This is a genomic window from Xanthomonas hawaiiensis (genome assembly GCF_031834635.1).
GTDB lineage: Bacteria > Pseudomonadota > Gammaproteobacteria > Xanthomonadales > Xanthomonadaceae > Xanthomonas_A > Xanthomonas_A sacchari.
Map to the genome: position 1 here is coordinate 950,648 of NZ_CP115873.1, position 12,774 is coordinate 963,421.

The window sequence follows — 12,774 nt, forward strand, 5'->3', positions numbered from 1 at the left end:
CTTCCGATGCCCGCATTGATTCGCATCCGTACCATTCTGCTGCTGTCCGCAATCGCCGCCGTGGCCGCACCGGCCGCGGCCAAGGCGCCGAGCCCCGCCCAGGACGTGATGACCCCGGTGCTGGCCGGCGAGTTCGCCCTGCAGGCCGGGCAACTGGCCGACGCCTCGCGCTGGTACCTGCAGGCCGCCAACGACAGCCCCGGCGACGCCGGCCTGGCCGAACGCGCCACCCGCATCGCCATGCTGGCCAACGACAGCACCGCCGCCACCCAGGCCCTGGCGCTGTGGCGGCAGCGCGCGCCCGAGTCGCTGGCCATGCGCAGTGCCGAGGCCTCGCTGGCCCTGCGCAGCGGCAACCTGCGCCAGGCGCGCAGCCTGCTGGTGGCCCTGTTGCGCGACAAGGATCCGCGCGGCTGGCGCTTCGCGCTGATCGCCCTGGTCAGCGGCAACCGTGATCCGGAGGTGGCGGCCAAAGCCCTGGATCAGCTGCTCGACGCCAATGCCATTCCCGACCAGCTCGAGGCCTGGCAGGAGTTCGGGCGCCTGGCGCTGCGCCTGGACCAGCCCAAGCTGGCCGAGCGCATCGTCGACCAGTTGGTCAAGCGCTTCCCGCAGGAGCCGCGGGTGGCGCTGCTGCATGCCACGCAGTTGCAGCAGGCGGGCAAGACCGAGCAGGCGCGTGCACTGCTGCAGGGCGTGGAGCCCAAGGTGGAAGGCGACCCGGAACTGCGCACGGCGCTGGCCTATGCCTACGACGCGATCGGCGACACCGCCGCCGCAGCGCGGGTGCTGGCGCTGGGGCCGCAGACCACCCAGAACTACGGCCTGCGCGCTTCGATGCTGGCCAAGCTGCAGGACAACGCGGCCCTGACCGCGCTGTACGACGAGCTGCGCAAGGGCGCCGACCGTCCCGATCCGGAGCGACGCCTGCTGCTCGGCAAGATCGCCGAGTTCCTCAAGCGCAACCAGGAGGCGGTGGACTGGTACCGCGGCGTGCCGGGCGGCCCGCTGCGCAGTGAGGCGCGGCTGCGCGCCGCCGGTGCGCTGTACGCGCTCGGCCAGAAGGACGCCGCCTTCGCCGAGGCGCGCGCGCTGCAGGACGATGCCGAGGCCGACGATGCCGCGCGCCGCGACGCCTACGTGCTGGAGGCGGAGCTGCGCCAGCGCAGCGGCGACGACGCCGGCGAACTGCAGGTGTTCGAGCGCGGCCTGGCCGCGTACCCGGACGACAACGCGCTGCTGTACGCGCGCGGCCTGTCCTGGGAGCGCCGCGACCGCATCGACCGCGCCGAGGCCGATCTGCGCAAGATTCTGGTCACCGAGCCGGAGAACGTGGCGGCGCTGAACGCGCTCGGCTACACCCTGGCCGACCGTACCAAGCGCTACCGCGAGGCGCTGCAACTGATCGACCGCGCGCGCACCGCCGATCCCGACAATGCCGCGATCATCGACAGCTATGGCTGGGTGCTGTACCGGCTCGGCAAGACCCAGGAGGCGCTGGTGCAGCTGCGCCGCGCCTGGAGCCTGGTGAAGGATCCGGAGATCGCCGCGCACATCGGCCAGGTGCTGTGGGAGCAGGGCAAGCACGAAGAGGCTAACAAGTACTTCGACGAGGCGCGCAAGCTCGATCCGGACAATCGCGCGCTGCGCCGCGCCCTGGAACAGGTGGCGCCGTGAAGGTTGGTCTGAGCACCGCCTGGGCGCTGGCCGCCGGGCTGTCGCTGGCCGGTTGCAGCGCGCTGCCGACACGCCCTCCCGCGCCGGTCGCCATCGCTGCGCCCGATGCCGATGCGCAGCAGGCCGAGGCCGCGCGTGCGCAGTGGCTGCAGGCGCATCCGGACTGGGCGTTCCAGGGCCGGGTGGCGATCACCAAGGGGCGAAACGGCGGCAGCGGCCGCATCGACTGGACGCAACGGCAGCGCCAGTACGAAGTGCAGCTCAGTGCGCCGGTGACCCGGCAGAGCTGGCGCCTGATCGGCGACAGTCATTCCGAGGCCGGGCGCCTGGAAGGGCTGGAGGGCGGTCCGCGCGACGGCGAGAACGCCGAACAACTGTTGCTGGAGGCGACCGGCTGGGAGATCCCGGTCAACCTGCTGCCGGACTGGGTGCGTGGGCTGGTGGCGACCGACGCGCAGGCGCCGGAGCGTGTCGACTACGACGCGCAGGGGCGGCCGCACACGCTGCAGCAGATGGGCTGGGAGATCGAATTCCAGGACTGGTATCCGCCCAGCGACGGCCGTCCGGCGCTGCCGCGGCGCATCGAGGCGCGCAATGGCGACGCCAAGGTGCGGCTGCTGGTCGACGCCTGGACCGTGCCCGCGCCATGAGCGGCGCCGTCGACAGTGGGGGCTGGTCGTCCTGGCCGGCCCCTGCGAAGCTGAACCTGTTCCTGCAGATCACCGGCCGCCGGCCGGACGGCTACCACCGGTTGCAGACCGTGTTCCGCCTGCTGGATTGGGGCGACACCGTGCACCTGCGGCCGCGCGCGGACGGGGTGGTGGCGCGGATCGGCCCCTCCGTGGCCGGCGTCGCCGAGGCCGAAGACTTGCTGGTGCGAGCTGCACGGCTGCTGCAAAGAGTCGCGAACGTCGATCAAGGTGTCGATATCCGCGTCGAAAAGCGCATTCCGGCAGGCGGTGGCTTCGGCGGTGGCTCGTCCGACGCGGCGACCGCGCTGGTGGCGCTGAATGCGCTGTGGCGCGCCGGGCTGGACGAAGATGCCCTGGCCGAGCTCGGCCTGTCGCTGGGCGCGGACGTGCCGGTGTTCGTGCGCGGACGCGACGCCTGGGCCGAGGGCGTGGGCGAACAGCTGACCCCGATCGCCCTGCCGCCCGCCTGGTACGTGCTGGCCGATCCGGGCGTGCACGTGCCCACCGCGGCGCTGTTCCAGTCCCCGGATTTGACGCGGGATGCTGCGCCCGCGAAAATAGCCGACTTCGTTTCAGGTTTCCTGCTCGGCAACGCGTTCGAGCCGGTCCTGCTTCGCCGCGAACCGGCCGTCCAGGCCACGTTCCAGGCGCTTGCGCGGATCGGCACGCCACGCCTGACCGGGTCGGGAAGCGGTTGTTTCGTCGAGTTCGCCGATCGCGCTGCCGCCGTGCGCGCGCTGGCGGACTTGCCGGACGGGATGCGCGCCTGGGTGGCAGGCGGCGTCCCGCGTTCGCCGCTGCTCGACGCGCTGGAGGCTTGACACAGGTTTACGCAGGGGCGTCGCCAAGAGGCCCAAGGCACCAGGTTTTGATCCTGGCATTCGTAGGTTCGAATCCTACCGCCCCTGCCATTTAGGTATGCAGATCCCTCTGCAAGAGCCCGCACATCCATGTGCGGGGATTCAACGGGAAAGGCATCGCTTCTCCTCGCGTTCCGATTCACCCTCTTTTCGTCGCCACACGCTCTTTGCAGCCACCCGAGAGACTCCTCATGCAAGACCAACGCAACCTGCTGGTGTTCTCCGGCAACGCCAACAAGCCCCTGGCCAAAAGCATCTGCCGCGAGTTGGGCGTGCGCCCCGGCAAGGCGATGGTCTCCAGCTTCTCCGACGGCGAAGTGCAGGTGGAGATCGAGGAGAACGTGCGCCGGCAGGAAGTGTTCGTGATCCAGCCGACCTGCGCGCCCAGCGCAGAGAACCTGATGGAGCTGCTGGTGATCATCGACGCGCTCAAGCGCGCCAGCGCCGCCAGCGTCACCGCGGTGGTGCCGTACTTCGGCTACTCGCGGCAGGACCGGCGCATGCGCTCCTCGCGCGTGCCGATCACCGCCAAGGTCGCGGCGAAGATGTTCAGCGCGGTCAATGCCGACCGCGTGCTGACCGTGGACCTGCACGCCGACCAGATCCAGGGCTTCTTCGACATCCCGGTCGACAACGTCTACGCCTCGCCGCTGCTGCTGGCCGACATCTGGCGCGCCTACGGCACCGACAACCTGATCGTGGTGTCGCCGGACGTGGGCGGCGTGGTGCGCGCCCGCGCGGTGGCCAAGCGCCTGGACGATGCGGACCTGGCGATCATCGACAAGCGCCGCCCGCGCGCCAACGTGTCCACGGTGATGAACATCATCGGCGACGTCGAGGGCAAGACCTGCGTGCTGGTCGACGACATCGTCGACACCGCCGGCACCCTGTGCGCCGCCGCGGCCGCGCTGAAGGAGCGCGGCGCGCTGAAGGTCGCCGCGTACTGCACGCACGCGGTGCTGTCCGGCCCGGCAGTGAGCAACATCACCAATTCGCAGCTGGACGAACTGGTCGTCACCGACACCATCCCGCTGTCGGAGGCCGCCCGCGCCTGCGGCAAGATCCGCCAGCTCAGCGTCGCCGAGCTGCTGGCCGAAACCATCCGCCGCATCGCCTTCGGCGAGTCGGTGAGCTCGTTGTACGTCGATTAAAGGCTGGGAATGGGGAATCGGGAATAGAGGATTGGCAGAGCGCGGCGTTGCGCTGTTGCGATTCCCCATTCCCGATTCCCCACTCCCGGCTTCACAGACTCTTCTGGTCGCGGAAGAGTCCTTCAAACCGTCGCGAGGCGGTTCATTCAACCAAGGTAGTAAACGCAAATGGCAACCACGCATGAAATCAAGGTGCAGCGCCGCGAAGTCGAGGGCAAGGGTGCGAGCCGCCGCCTCCGTCGCGACGGCCTGATCCCGGCGATCGTCTACGGTGGCGATCTGAAGCCGGTCAACATCCAGCTCGACCACAACGAAGTCTGGCTGGCCAGCCAGAACGACTGGTTCTATTCGTCCATCCTCAGCCTGAGCCTGAACGGCGACGTGCAGAAGGTGCTGCTGCGCGATATGCAGCGTCACCCGTTCAAGCAGCTGATCATGCACATCGACTTCCAGCGCGTGAACGACAACGAAGCCCTGCACGCCTCGGTGCCGCTGCACTTCATCAACGAGGACGTGTCCCCGGCCGGCAAGTCGGCCGAAGTGGTCGTGACCCACGAGCTGAACGAAATCCAGGTCGTGTGCCTGCCGAAGGACCTGCCGGAGTTCGTCGAAGTCGACCTGGCCGCGCTGTCGGTCGGCGACGTGATCCACCTGTCCGACCTGAAGCTGCCGGCCGGCGTCGAGCTGCCGGAACTGAAGCTGGGCAAGGAGCACGACGTGGCGGTGGTCATCGCCAAGCACGGTCGTGTCGAGGAAGAGCCGGAAGCCACCGACGCGGCGGCCGCCGCCGAGCCGGCCAAGAAGGACGGCAAGTAATCGCCTGCGCAGCGTCCGGGCCGTCGGTCCGGACGCTGCGGCGATGCATTGCGCATGACTGGTCTGCGTCTGATCGTCGGCCTGGGCAATCCCGGCGCCGAACACGCGAACACCCGGCACAACGCCGGGTTTCGTTTTGTCGACGCGCTGGCCGAGCGGGCCGGCGCGCGCTGGAGCGTGGACGCCAAGCTGTTCGGCGAGACCGCCAGGGTCGAGGTCGCGGGGCAGTCGGTGTGGCTGCTGAAGCCGGCCACCTTCATGAACCTCAGCGGCAAGTCGGTGACGGCTGCCTTGCGCTTCTGGAAGATCGAACCGGCGCAGGCGCTGCTGGCGCACGATGAACTGGACCTGGCGCCGGGCACGGCGCGGCTCAAGTTCGACGGCGGCCACGGCGGCCAGAACGGACTGCGCGATACCATCCGTTTGCTCGGGCATGCCGGCTTTCACCGCCTGCGCATCGGCATCGGCCATCCCGGCCACAAGGACAAGGTGGTGCCGTGGGTGCTGGGACGCGCCGGCAAGGACGACCAGGTCCTCATCGACCGCGCCATCGACGACGCCATCCACGTGCTGCCGCTGGCCGTGCAGGGCGACTTCAACGAGGCGATGAAGCGGTTGCATACGCAGGGGAAATAGGGAATGGGGAATGGGGAATGGAAAGGCGGCTATGCTTTCCGATTCCCTATTCCCGATTCTCCATTCCCGGATTACACACATGGGCATCAAATGCGGCATCGTCGGCCTGCCCAACGTCGGCAAGTCGACCCTGTTCAATGCGCTGACCAAGGCGGGCATCGCCGCGGCCAATTTTCCGTTCTGCACCATCGAGCCGAACGTGGGCGTGGTGCCGGTGCCGGATCCGCGCCTGAACGCGCTGGCGGCGATCATCAATCCGCAGAAGGTCGTGCCGACCGCGGTCGAGTTCGTCGACATCGCCGGCCTGGTCGCCGGTGCGGCCAGCGGTGAGGGCCTGGGCAACAAGTTCCTGGCGCACATCCGCGAGGTCGACGCGATCACCCACGTGGTGCGCTGCTTCGAGCATGGCGACATCATCCACGTGAACAACAAGGTCGACCCGGTCTCCGACATCGAGACCATCGACACCGAACTGGCCCTGGCCGACCTGGACAGCGTGGAGAAGGCGCTCAACCGCGCCGAGCGTTCGGCCAAGGGCGGCGACAAGGACGCGGCGGCGCGCAAGCCGGTGCTGGCCAAGCTGCAGGCCGCGCTGGCCGAGGGCAAGGCCGGCCGCAACGCGGGCTTGGACGAGGAAGAGAAGGCGCTGGTGCGCGATCTGTTCCTGCTCACCCTCAAGCCGGTGATGTACATCGCCAACGTGCTGGAAGACGGCTTCGAGAACAATCCGCACCTGGATGCGGTGCGCGCGCATGCCGCGGCCGAGGGCGCCGAGGTGGTGCCGGTGTCGGCGGCGATCGAGGAAGAGCTGTCGCAGCTGGACGATGCCGACCGCGACGCGTTCCTGGCCGACCTGGGCCTGAGCGAGCCGGGTCTGAACCGGGTGATCCGCGCCGGCTACACCCTGCTGGGGTTGCAGACCTATTTCACCGCCGGGGTGAAGGAAGTGCGTGCCTGGACGGTCAAGGCCGGGTCGACCGCACCGCAGGCCGCGGCGGTGATCCACACCGACTTCGAGAAGGGCTTCATCCGCGCCGAAACCATCGCCTACGACGACTTCATCAAGTACAAGGGCGAGGCCGGTGCCAAGGAAGCCGGGCGCCTGCGCCTGGAGGGCAAGGAGTACCGCGTGCAGGAAGGCGATATCCTGCATTTCCGCTTCAACGTCTGATGCGTGCGCGTGCCCTGGCCGGGCGCGCGCGAGCCACGACGATTTCCTGCGACATCGCGTCAAAATACTGTTGACAAGGCGGGGATGTCAGGGAAGAATAGCGGGCTGTTTCACCCCTCTCTGATTTCGGCTTCGCAGCCGGGTTCGAGTGGGTAAGTTGGAGGGATACCCAAGCGGCCAACGGGGGCAGACTGTAAATCTGCTGGCTTACGCCTTCGGTGGTTCGAATCCACCTCCCTCCACCAGTTATTTTGTTGTGGCAGTGCGACATCCCGTAGCGGGAGTAGTTCAACGGTAGAACCTCAGCCTTCCAAGCTGATGGTGCGGGTTCGATTCCCGTCTCCCGCTCCATTGAACGCGCTTGTGTCACAATAGAACAACGCTCACGTAGCTCAGTCGGTAGAGCACCTCCTTGGTAAGGAGGAGGTCGAAGGTTCGATTCCTTTCGTGAGCACCATATTCAGTCGTCAAATCTTTCTACGATCACCGAGAAGAAGCAGCCATGGCCAAGGGTAAGTTCGAGCGCACCAAGCCGCACGTCAACGTCGGCACCATCGGTCACGTCGACCACGGCAAGACCACGCTGACCGCGGCGCTGACCAAGATCGGCGCAGAGCGCTTCGGCGGCGAGTTCAAGGCGTACGACGCGATCGACGCGGCGCCGGAAGAGAAGGCGCGCGGCATCACGATCTCGACCGCCCACGTGGAATACGAATCCCCGACGCGCCACTACGCGCACGTGGATTGCCCGGGTCACGCGGACTACGTCAAGAACATGATCACCGGTGCGGCGCAGATGGACGGCGCGATCCTGGTGTGCTCGGCCGCTGACGGCCCGATGCCGCAGACCCGCGAGCACATCCTGCTGTCGCGCCAGGTCGGCGTGCCGCACATCGTGGTGTTCCTGAACAAGGCCGATATGGTCGACGACGCCGAGCTGCTCGAGCTGGTCGAGATGGAAGTGCGCGAGCTGCTGAGCAAGTACGACTTCCCGGGCGACGACACCCCAATCATCCACGGTTCGGCCCGCCTGGCGCTGGAAGGCGACCAGAGCGAGATCGGCGTGCCGGCGATCCTGAAGCTGGTGGACGCGCTGGACTCGTTCATCCCGGAGCCGCAGCGCGACGTGGACAAGCCGTTCCTGATGCCGGTGGAAGACGTGTTCTCGATCTCGGGCCGCGGCACCGTGGTGACCGGCCGTATCGAGCGCGGCATCATCAAGGTGGGCGACGAAATCGAAATCGTCGGCATCCGTGCGACGCAGAAGACCACCGTGACCGGCGTGGAAATGTTCCGCAAGCTGCTGGATCAGGGTCAGGCGGGCGACAACGCGGGCCTGCTGCTGCGCGGCACCAAGCGTGACGACGTGGAGCGCGGCCAGGTGCTGTGCAAGCCGGGTTCGATCAAGCCGCACACCGACTTCGAAGCCGAAGTGTACGTGCTGTCGAAGGACGAGGGCGGCCGTCACACCCCGTTCTTCAAGGGTTACCGTCCGCAGTTCTACTTCCGCACCACCGACATCACCGGTGCGGTGCAGCTGCCGGAAGGCGTGGAAATGGTGATGCCGGGCGACAACGTCAAGATGGTGGTGACGCTGATCAACCCGGTGGCGATGGACGAAGGCCTGCGCTTTGCGATCCGCGAAGGCGGCCGCACCGTCGGCGCCGGCGTGGTGGCCAAGATCATCAAGTAATGCCCTCTGGCGGCTGCGGCCGCCAGGCTCGACGGCAGGACGGCGGCCTCGGTCGCCGGAATCCGACGAGGTGCAGGCGGCTCCGGCCGCCGGGTTCAGCGAAGGGCGGGCCGGAACCTTCGGTCCGCCTTCGCCGTCTCAGGGAAGTGCAGTCGTTCTTACTACACGCCAGTAGCTCAATTGGCAGAGCAGCGGTCTCCAAAACCGCAGGTTGGGGGTTCGAGTCCCTCCTGGCGTGCCAATCTGCCGCTCCCTATCCAGTGACCTCGGTCGCATAGCAGCAAGAGTCGGATGAACAGCAAGATCGAGCATTCCAAAGGCCCCGCCGCATCTTCCGGCGGCGATATCGTCAAGTACGTCATCGCTGCGCTGCTGGTGGTTGCCGGCCTGTTTGTCTGGTTCTGGTTCGGCGAGCCGAGTCGCGCGACGCAGCTGGGTAGCTGGTCCGGGCCCCTGCGTGCGCTGGCGGTGGTGATCGGCCTGGTGGCCGGTGCCGCGGTGTTCCTGCTGACGGCCAAGGGGCGCGAAGGCCGCGAGTTCCTGTCCGAGTCCCGTTTCGAACTGCGCAAGGTGGTATGGCCGACCCGTCAGGAAGCCATTCGCACCACCTGGGTGGTGATCGTGGTGGTGATCATTCTGAGTCTGCTGCTGGGCGGGTTCGATTTCCTGATCCAGAAGCTGATGCAGTGGTTCGTGAGCCGTTGAGGAGAGTGCAGCAGTGAAGCGTTGGTATGTCGTTCACGCCTATTCAGGCTTCGAGAAGTCCGTGGCCCAAGCGCTGCGCGACCGTATTGTGCGTGACGAGATGCAGGAGCGCTTCGGCGACGTGCTGGTCCCCACCGAGGAAGTGATCGAGATGCGCTCCGGCCAGAAGCGCCGTTCCGAGCGCAAGTTCTTCCCCGGCTACGTGCTGGTCCAGATCGAGACCCACGACGAGGGCGGCATCCCGCGCATCGACAACGAAAGCTGGCACCTGGTCAAGGAAACGCCGAAGGTGATGGGCTTCATCGGCGGCACCGCCGACCGTCCGTTGCCGATCCGCGACGAAGAGGCCGATGCGATCCTGCAGCGCGTTCAGGACGGCGTGGAGAAGCCGCGTCCGAAGGTGCTGTTCGAGCCGGGTCAGATGGTCCGCGTCACCGACGGCCCGTTCAACGACTTCAACGGCGTGGTCGAGGAAGTCAATTACGAGAAGAGCCGCCTGCGCGTGGCGGTGCTGATCTTCGGCCGTTCCACCCCAGTGGAGCTGGAATTCGGCCAGGTCGAGAAGGCCTGAGCCCGCCCCGGCGCGGCTGCGCCGGGCGCCAAAATCTCTGCTATACTGCGCGGCTCCCTGTCCAGGCAAGCCGCTGGGCAGAACGGAAGCCGCCGCGAGGCGGCTTTCTGCGCACTTCAAAAACGTGATGGCGGGACACGTGATTTTCCCGTCGCGATGGGGAGCCTGCGGTTTAGGCGCTAGCACCCGGAGACACTAAAATGGCAAAGAAAGTCGTCGGTTACATCAAGCTGCAGGTGAAGGCCGGTCAGGCCAACCCCTCGCCGCCGGTCGGTCCTGCGCTGGGTCAGCGCGGTCTGAACATCATGGAATTCTGCAAGGCGTTCAATGCCGCCACGCAGAAGCTGGAGCCGGGCCTGCCGACTCCGGTCATCATCACGGCCTATTCGGACCGTACCTTCACCTTCGTCACCAAGAGCACCCCGGCCAGCGTGCTGCTGAAGAAGGCCGCGGGCGTCAGCTCCGGCTCCAAGCGCCCGAACACCGAGAAGGTGGGCAAGGTGACCCGCAAGCAGCTCGAAGAGATCGCCAAGGCGAAGGAAGCCGACCTGACGGCGGCGGAGCTGGAAGCGGCGGTACGCACGATTGCGGGTTCCGCCCGCAGCATGGGCCTGACGGTGGAGGGTTAAGCAATGGCACAGACCAAGCGACAGAAAGCGATCCGTGCTGCCGTGCAGCCGGGCAAGGCGTATTCGATCGACGAAGCGCTGAAGATCGTCAAGACCACCAGCAAGGCCAAGTTCGTCGAAGCCGTCGACGTGGCCGTGCGTCTGGGCGTGGACGCCAAGAAGTCCGACCAGCAGGTGCGCGGTTCCACCGTGCTGCCGGCCGGTACCGGCAAGAGCGTGCGCGTGGCCGTGTTCGCCCCCGCCGGCGCCAAGGCTGACGAGGCGCTGGCCGCCGGTGCCGACGCCGTCGGCATGGACGACCTGGCCGAGAAGATGCAGGGCGGCGACCTGAACTACGACGTGGTCATCGCCACCCCGGACGCGATGCGCGTCGTCGGCAAGCTGGGCACCCTGCTGGGCCCGCGCGGCCTGATGCCGAACCCCAAGGTCGGCACCGTGTCCGCCAACCCGGCCGAAGCGGTGAAGAACGCCAAGTCGGGTCAGGTGCGCTACCGCACCGACAAGGCCGGCATCATCCACTGCACCATCGGCAAGGCCAGCTTCGAAGACGAAGCGCTGAAGAACAACCTGCAGGCGCTGCTGCTGGACCTGGTCAAGGCCAAGCCGGCGACCTCGAAGGGCACCTACCTGCAGAAGATCTCGGTCAGCTCGACCATGGGTCCGGGCGTCACCATCGATCAGGCGTCGCTGTCCCTGAAGTAATCGCAATACGGCGCCGCCCGCGAGGTGCGGCGCCGGTTTCACCCTTTTGAAGGCGTCGCCCGGGGCAACCCGACGCGAAGCCGTCAAAGACCGCAGGCGCGGTCTGCGCACACCGACGACGGGCACGGAAGCTCGACACGGCAAGGAGTCGCCGTCGGTACAGCGGGATCGCTTAATCCAGTCCCCCCGGGGACGCGCCGGCGTAGATGGTGCCGCCTTTCTGGAGTTTTTCTGGTGCAGGCCAGCCCGGTGTTCCGGGCGCGCTCACTCCAGGTCTGGAACGGCCACCAACTGGGATGCCATGCGGCATCCCCGGCATCCAGGATGGAGGCCGCCCAGGACCGCAAGCGGCAGGAGCCGCGAGCGGAGTAAGTTTGAAGCAGGGATTCGGGATTCGGGATTCGGGATTGGCAAGAGCGGCGGTATCGCTCCTGACGCATCCCAGGTCGCGCATTTCAACTCCCGGCTTTAACGGAGGAGTGCAATGGCTCTCAATCTGTCCCAGAAGCAAGAAGTCGTCGCCGAACTGGCCGACGTCGCCGCGAAGGCCCACTCCTTGGTTGCTGCCGAGTACGCCGGCATCACGGTCTCGCAAATGACCGCGATGCGCAAGAAGGCGCGCGAAACCGGTGTGTACTTGCGTGTTGTCAAGAACACCCTGGCCGCGCGTGCCGTTGCCGGTACCGAATACGAGTGCGTCCAGGACGCGCTGGTCGGTCCGCTGCTGTATGCGTTCTCGACGGAAGAACCCGGCGCTGCCGGTCGTCTGATCAAGGAATTCGCCAAGGGTAACGACAAGCTGCAGGCCAAGGTCGTGTCGCTGGGTGGTCAGCTGTATCCGGCCGCTCATCTTGAGGTGTTGGCGTCGCTGCCGACCCGCGAGCAGGCGCTGGCCATGCTGGCACGCGTGCTGGCCGAACCGGCGAGCATGTTCGCCCGTGCGGTCAAGGCCGTGGGCGACAAGCAGGGTGGCGGCGACGCCGCGCCTGCCGACGCCGAAGCGGAAGCCCCGGCCGAAACGGCTTAAGTTCGCGACACCTGAAACGGTTCACTAGAACCTCATCCAGAAAAAATTCCAAAGGTAATCACAATGTCCCTGTCTAACGAGCAGATCGTCGACGCAATCGCCGAAAAGACCCTCATGGAAGTGATGGAGCTGGTCAAGGCCATCGAAGACAAGTTCGGCGTCTCCGCCGCCGCCCCGGTCGCCGCTGCCGGTCCGGCCGTGGCCGCTGCGCCGGTCGAAGAGCAGACCGAGTTCAACGTCATCCTGATCGACGCCGGCGCCAAGAAGGTCGACGTCATCAAGGCCGTCCGCGCCATCACCGGCCTGGGCCTGAAGGAAGCCAAGGACCTCACCGAGGCCGGCGGCGTCCTGAAGGAAGCCGTGTCGAAGGAAGACGCCGACAAGTTCAAGAAGGACCTGGAAGCCGCTGGCGCGAAGGTCGAAGTCAAGTAAGCAGTCCCTTGC

At 66.8% G+C, this 12,774-nt stretch carries 14 protein-coding genes and 5 tRNA genes; all 19 read left to right on the forward strand.

Features of this window, described 5'->3' with window-relative positions; all coding sequences use genetic code 11:
- The first annotated feature begins 6 nt into the window (after positions 1 to 6).
- The 19 genes from PG878_RS04120 (at position 7) to rplL (ending at position 12,762) form a co-directional block, all read left to right on the forward strand.
- Positions 7 to 1,677, forward strand: a complete 1,671-nt coding sequence (locus PG878_RS04120) for a tetratricopeptide repeat protein (RefSeq protein WP_209032063.1) — start codon at positions 7 to 9, stop codon at positions 1,675 to 1,677.
- Positions 1,674 to 2,327: a lipoprotein insertase outer membrane protein LolB gene (lolB, locus tag PG878_RS04125; RefSeq protein ID WP_209032062.1), complete on the forward strand. Its 654-nt coding sequence runs from the start codon at positions 1,674 to 1,676 to the stop codon at positions 2,325 to 2,327. The genes PG878_RS04120 and lolB overlap by 4 nt, the downstream gene beginning before the upstream one ends.
- Entirely contained in the window at positions 2,324 to 3,190 is an 867-nt protein-coding gene (gene ispE, locus PG878_RS04130; RefSeq protein ID WP_209032061.1) for a 4-(cytidine 5'-diphospho)-2-C-methyl-D-erythritol kinase, read from the forward strand. The genes lolB and ispE overlap by 4 nt, the downstream gene beginning before the upstream one ends.
- Before the next feature lie 13 nt (positions 3,191 to 3,203).
- A tRNA-Gln gene (locus PG878_RS04135) sits at positions 3,204 to 3,280 on the forward strand.
- Positions 3,281 to 3,420: 140 nt separating this feature from the next.
- Entirely contained in the window at positions 3,421 to 4,380 is a 960-nt protein-coding gene (locus tag PG878_RS04140; RefSeq protein WP_010341263.1) for a ribose-phosphate diphosphokinase, read from the forward strand.
- A gap of 168 nt (positions 4,381 to 4,548) precedes the next feature.
- Positions 4,549 to 5,196, forward strand: a complete 648-nt coding sequence (locus PG878_RS04145) for a 50S ribosomal protein L25/general stress protein Ctc (protein WP_017907366.1) — start codon at positions 4,549 to 4,551, stop codon at positions 5,194 to 5,196.
- A 54-nt stretch (positions 5,197 to 5,250) separates the two neighbouring features.
- A complete protein-coding gene (gene pth / locus PG878_RS04150) occupies positions 5,251 to 5,832 on the forward strand; it encodes an aminoacyl-tRNA hydrolase (protein ID WP_209032060.1) in 582 nt (193 codons plus the stop codon).
- A gap of 79 nt (positions 5,833 to 5,911) precedes the next feature.
- Entirely contained in the window at positions 5,912 to 7,003 is a 1,092-nt protein-coding gene (ychF, locus tag PG878_RS04155) for a redox-regulated ATPase YchF (protein WP_010341267.1), read from the forward strand.
- Positions 7,004 to 7,162: 159 nt separating this feature from the next.
- Positions 7,163 to 7,248: transfer RNA gene (locus tag PG878_RS04160), tRNA-Tyr, on the forward strand.
- 32 nt (positions 7,249 to 7,280) lie between these two features.
- Positions 7,281 to 7,354: transfer RNA gene (locus PG878_RS04165), tRNA-Gly, on the forward strand.
- Between the two features lie 30 nt (positions 7,355 to 7,384).
- A tRNA-Thr gene (locus PG878_RS04170) sits at positions 7,385 to 7,460 on the forward strand.
- Positions 7,461 to 7,505: 45 nt separating this feature from the next.
- Entirely contained in the window at positions 7,506 to 8,696 is a 1,191-nt protein-coding gene (tuf, locus tag PG878_RS04175; RefSeq protein ID WP_048490041.1) for an elongation factor Tu, read from the forward strand.
- Between the two features lie 165 nt (positions 8,697 to 8,861).
- Positions 8,862 to 8,937 (forward strand) — tRNA-Trp (locus tag PG878_RS04180).
- 50 nt (positions 8,938 to 8,987) lie between these two features.
- A complete protein-coding gene (gene secE / locus PG878_RS04185) occupies positions 8,988 to 9,401 on the forward strand; it encodes a preprotein translocase subunit SecE (RefSeq protein WP_010341346.1) in 414 nt (137 codons plus the stop codon).
- A gap of 13 nt (positions 9,402 to 9,414) precedes the next feature.
- Positions 9,415 to 9,972: a transcription termination/antitermination protein NusG gene (gene nusG / locus PG878_RS04190; RefSeq protein WP_048490043.1), complete on the forward strand. Its 558-nt coding sequence runs from the start codon at positions 9,415 to 9,417 to the stop codon at positions 9,970 to 9,972.
- A gap of 200 nt (positions 9,973 to 10,172) precedes the next feature.
- Positions 10,173 to 10,601, forward strand: a complete 429-nt coding sequence (rplK, locus tag PG878_RS04195; protein WP_010341342.1) for a 50S ribosomal protein L11 — start codon at positions 10,173 to 10,175, stop codon at positions 10,599 to 10,601.
- Positions 10,602 to 10,604: 3 nt separating this feature from the next.
- Positions 10,605 to 11,303 carry a 50S ribosomal protein L1 gene (gene rplA / locus PG878_RS04200; protein ID WP_010341341.1) on the forward strand — a complete coding sequence of 233 codons (699 nt, stop codon included), beginning with the start codon at positions 10,605 to 10,607 and terminating at the stop codon, positions 11,301 to 11,303.
- Between the two features lie 484 nt (positions 11,304 to 11,787).
- Positions 11,788 to 12,330 (forward strand): 50S ribosomal protein L10, encoded by a 543-nt coding sequence (gene rplJ, locus PG878_RS04205; RefSeq protein ID WP_010341340.1) that lies wholly within the window; start codon positions 11,788 to 11,790, stop codon positions 12,328 to 12,330.
- Between the two features lie 63 nt (positions 12,331 to 12,393).
- The gene (gene rplL, locus PG878_RS04210) at positions 12,394 to 12,762 is read left to right on the forward strand and encodes a 50S ribosomal protein L7/L12 (RefSeq protein WP_010341338.1); all 369 of its coding nucleotides are present in this window, start codon (positions 12,394 to 12,396) and stop codon (positions 12,760 to 12,762) included.
- Positions 12,763 to 12,774 lie beyond the last annotated feature (12 nt).

Bases quoted from the DNA above. Each gene is read 5' to 3' on its own strand.
- ychF (WP_010341267.1), top strand. From the start codon at position 5,912: ATGGGCATCAAATGCGGCATCGTCGGCCTGCCCAACGTCGGCAAGTCG.
- rplK (WP_010341342.1), top strand. From the start codon at position 10,173: ATGGCAAAGAAAGTCGTCGGTTACATCAAGCTGCAGGTGAAGGCCGGT.
- rplA (WP_010341341.1), top strand. From the start codon at position 10,605: ATGGCACAGACCAAGCGACAGAAAGCGATCCGTGCTGCCGTGCAGCCG.
- pth (WP_209032060.1), top strand. From the start codon at position 5,251: ATGACTGGTCTGCGTCTGATCGTCGGCCTGGGCAATCCCGGCGCCGAA.
- rplJ (WP_010341340.1), top strand. From the start codon at position 11,788: ATGGCTCTCAATCTGTCCCAGAAGCAAGAAGTCGTCGCCGAACTGGCC.
- rplL (WP_010341338.1), top strand. From the start codon at position 12,394: ATGTCCCTGTCTAACGAGCAGATCGTCGACGCAATCGCCGAAAAGACC.
- tuf (WP_048490041.1), top strand. From the start codon at position 7,506: ATGGCCAAGGGTAAGTTCGAGCGCACCAAGCCGCACGTCAACGTCGGC.
- PG878_RS04140 (WP_010341263.1), top strand. From the start codon at position 3,421: ATGCAAGACCAACGCAACCTGCTGGTGTTCTCCGGCAACGCCAACAAG.
- secE (WP_010341346.1), top strand. From the start codon at position 8,988: ATGAACAGCAAGATCGAGCATTCCAAAGGCCCCGCCGCATCTTCCGGC.
- ispE (WP_209032061.1), top strand. From the start codon at position 2,324: ATGAGCGGCGCCGTCGACAGTGGGGGCTGGTCGTCCTGGCCGGCCCCT.
- PG878_RS04145 (WP_017907366.1), top strand. From the start codon at position 4,549: ATGGCAACCACGCATGAAATCAAGGTGCAGCGCCGCGAAGTCGAGGGC.
- PG878_RS04120 (WP_209032063.1), top strand. From the start codon at position 7: ATGCCCGCATTGATTCGCATCCGTACCATTCTGCTGCTGTCCGCAATC.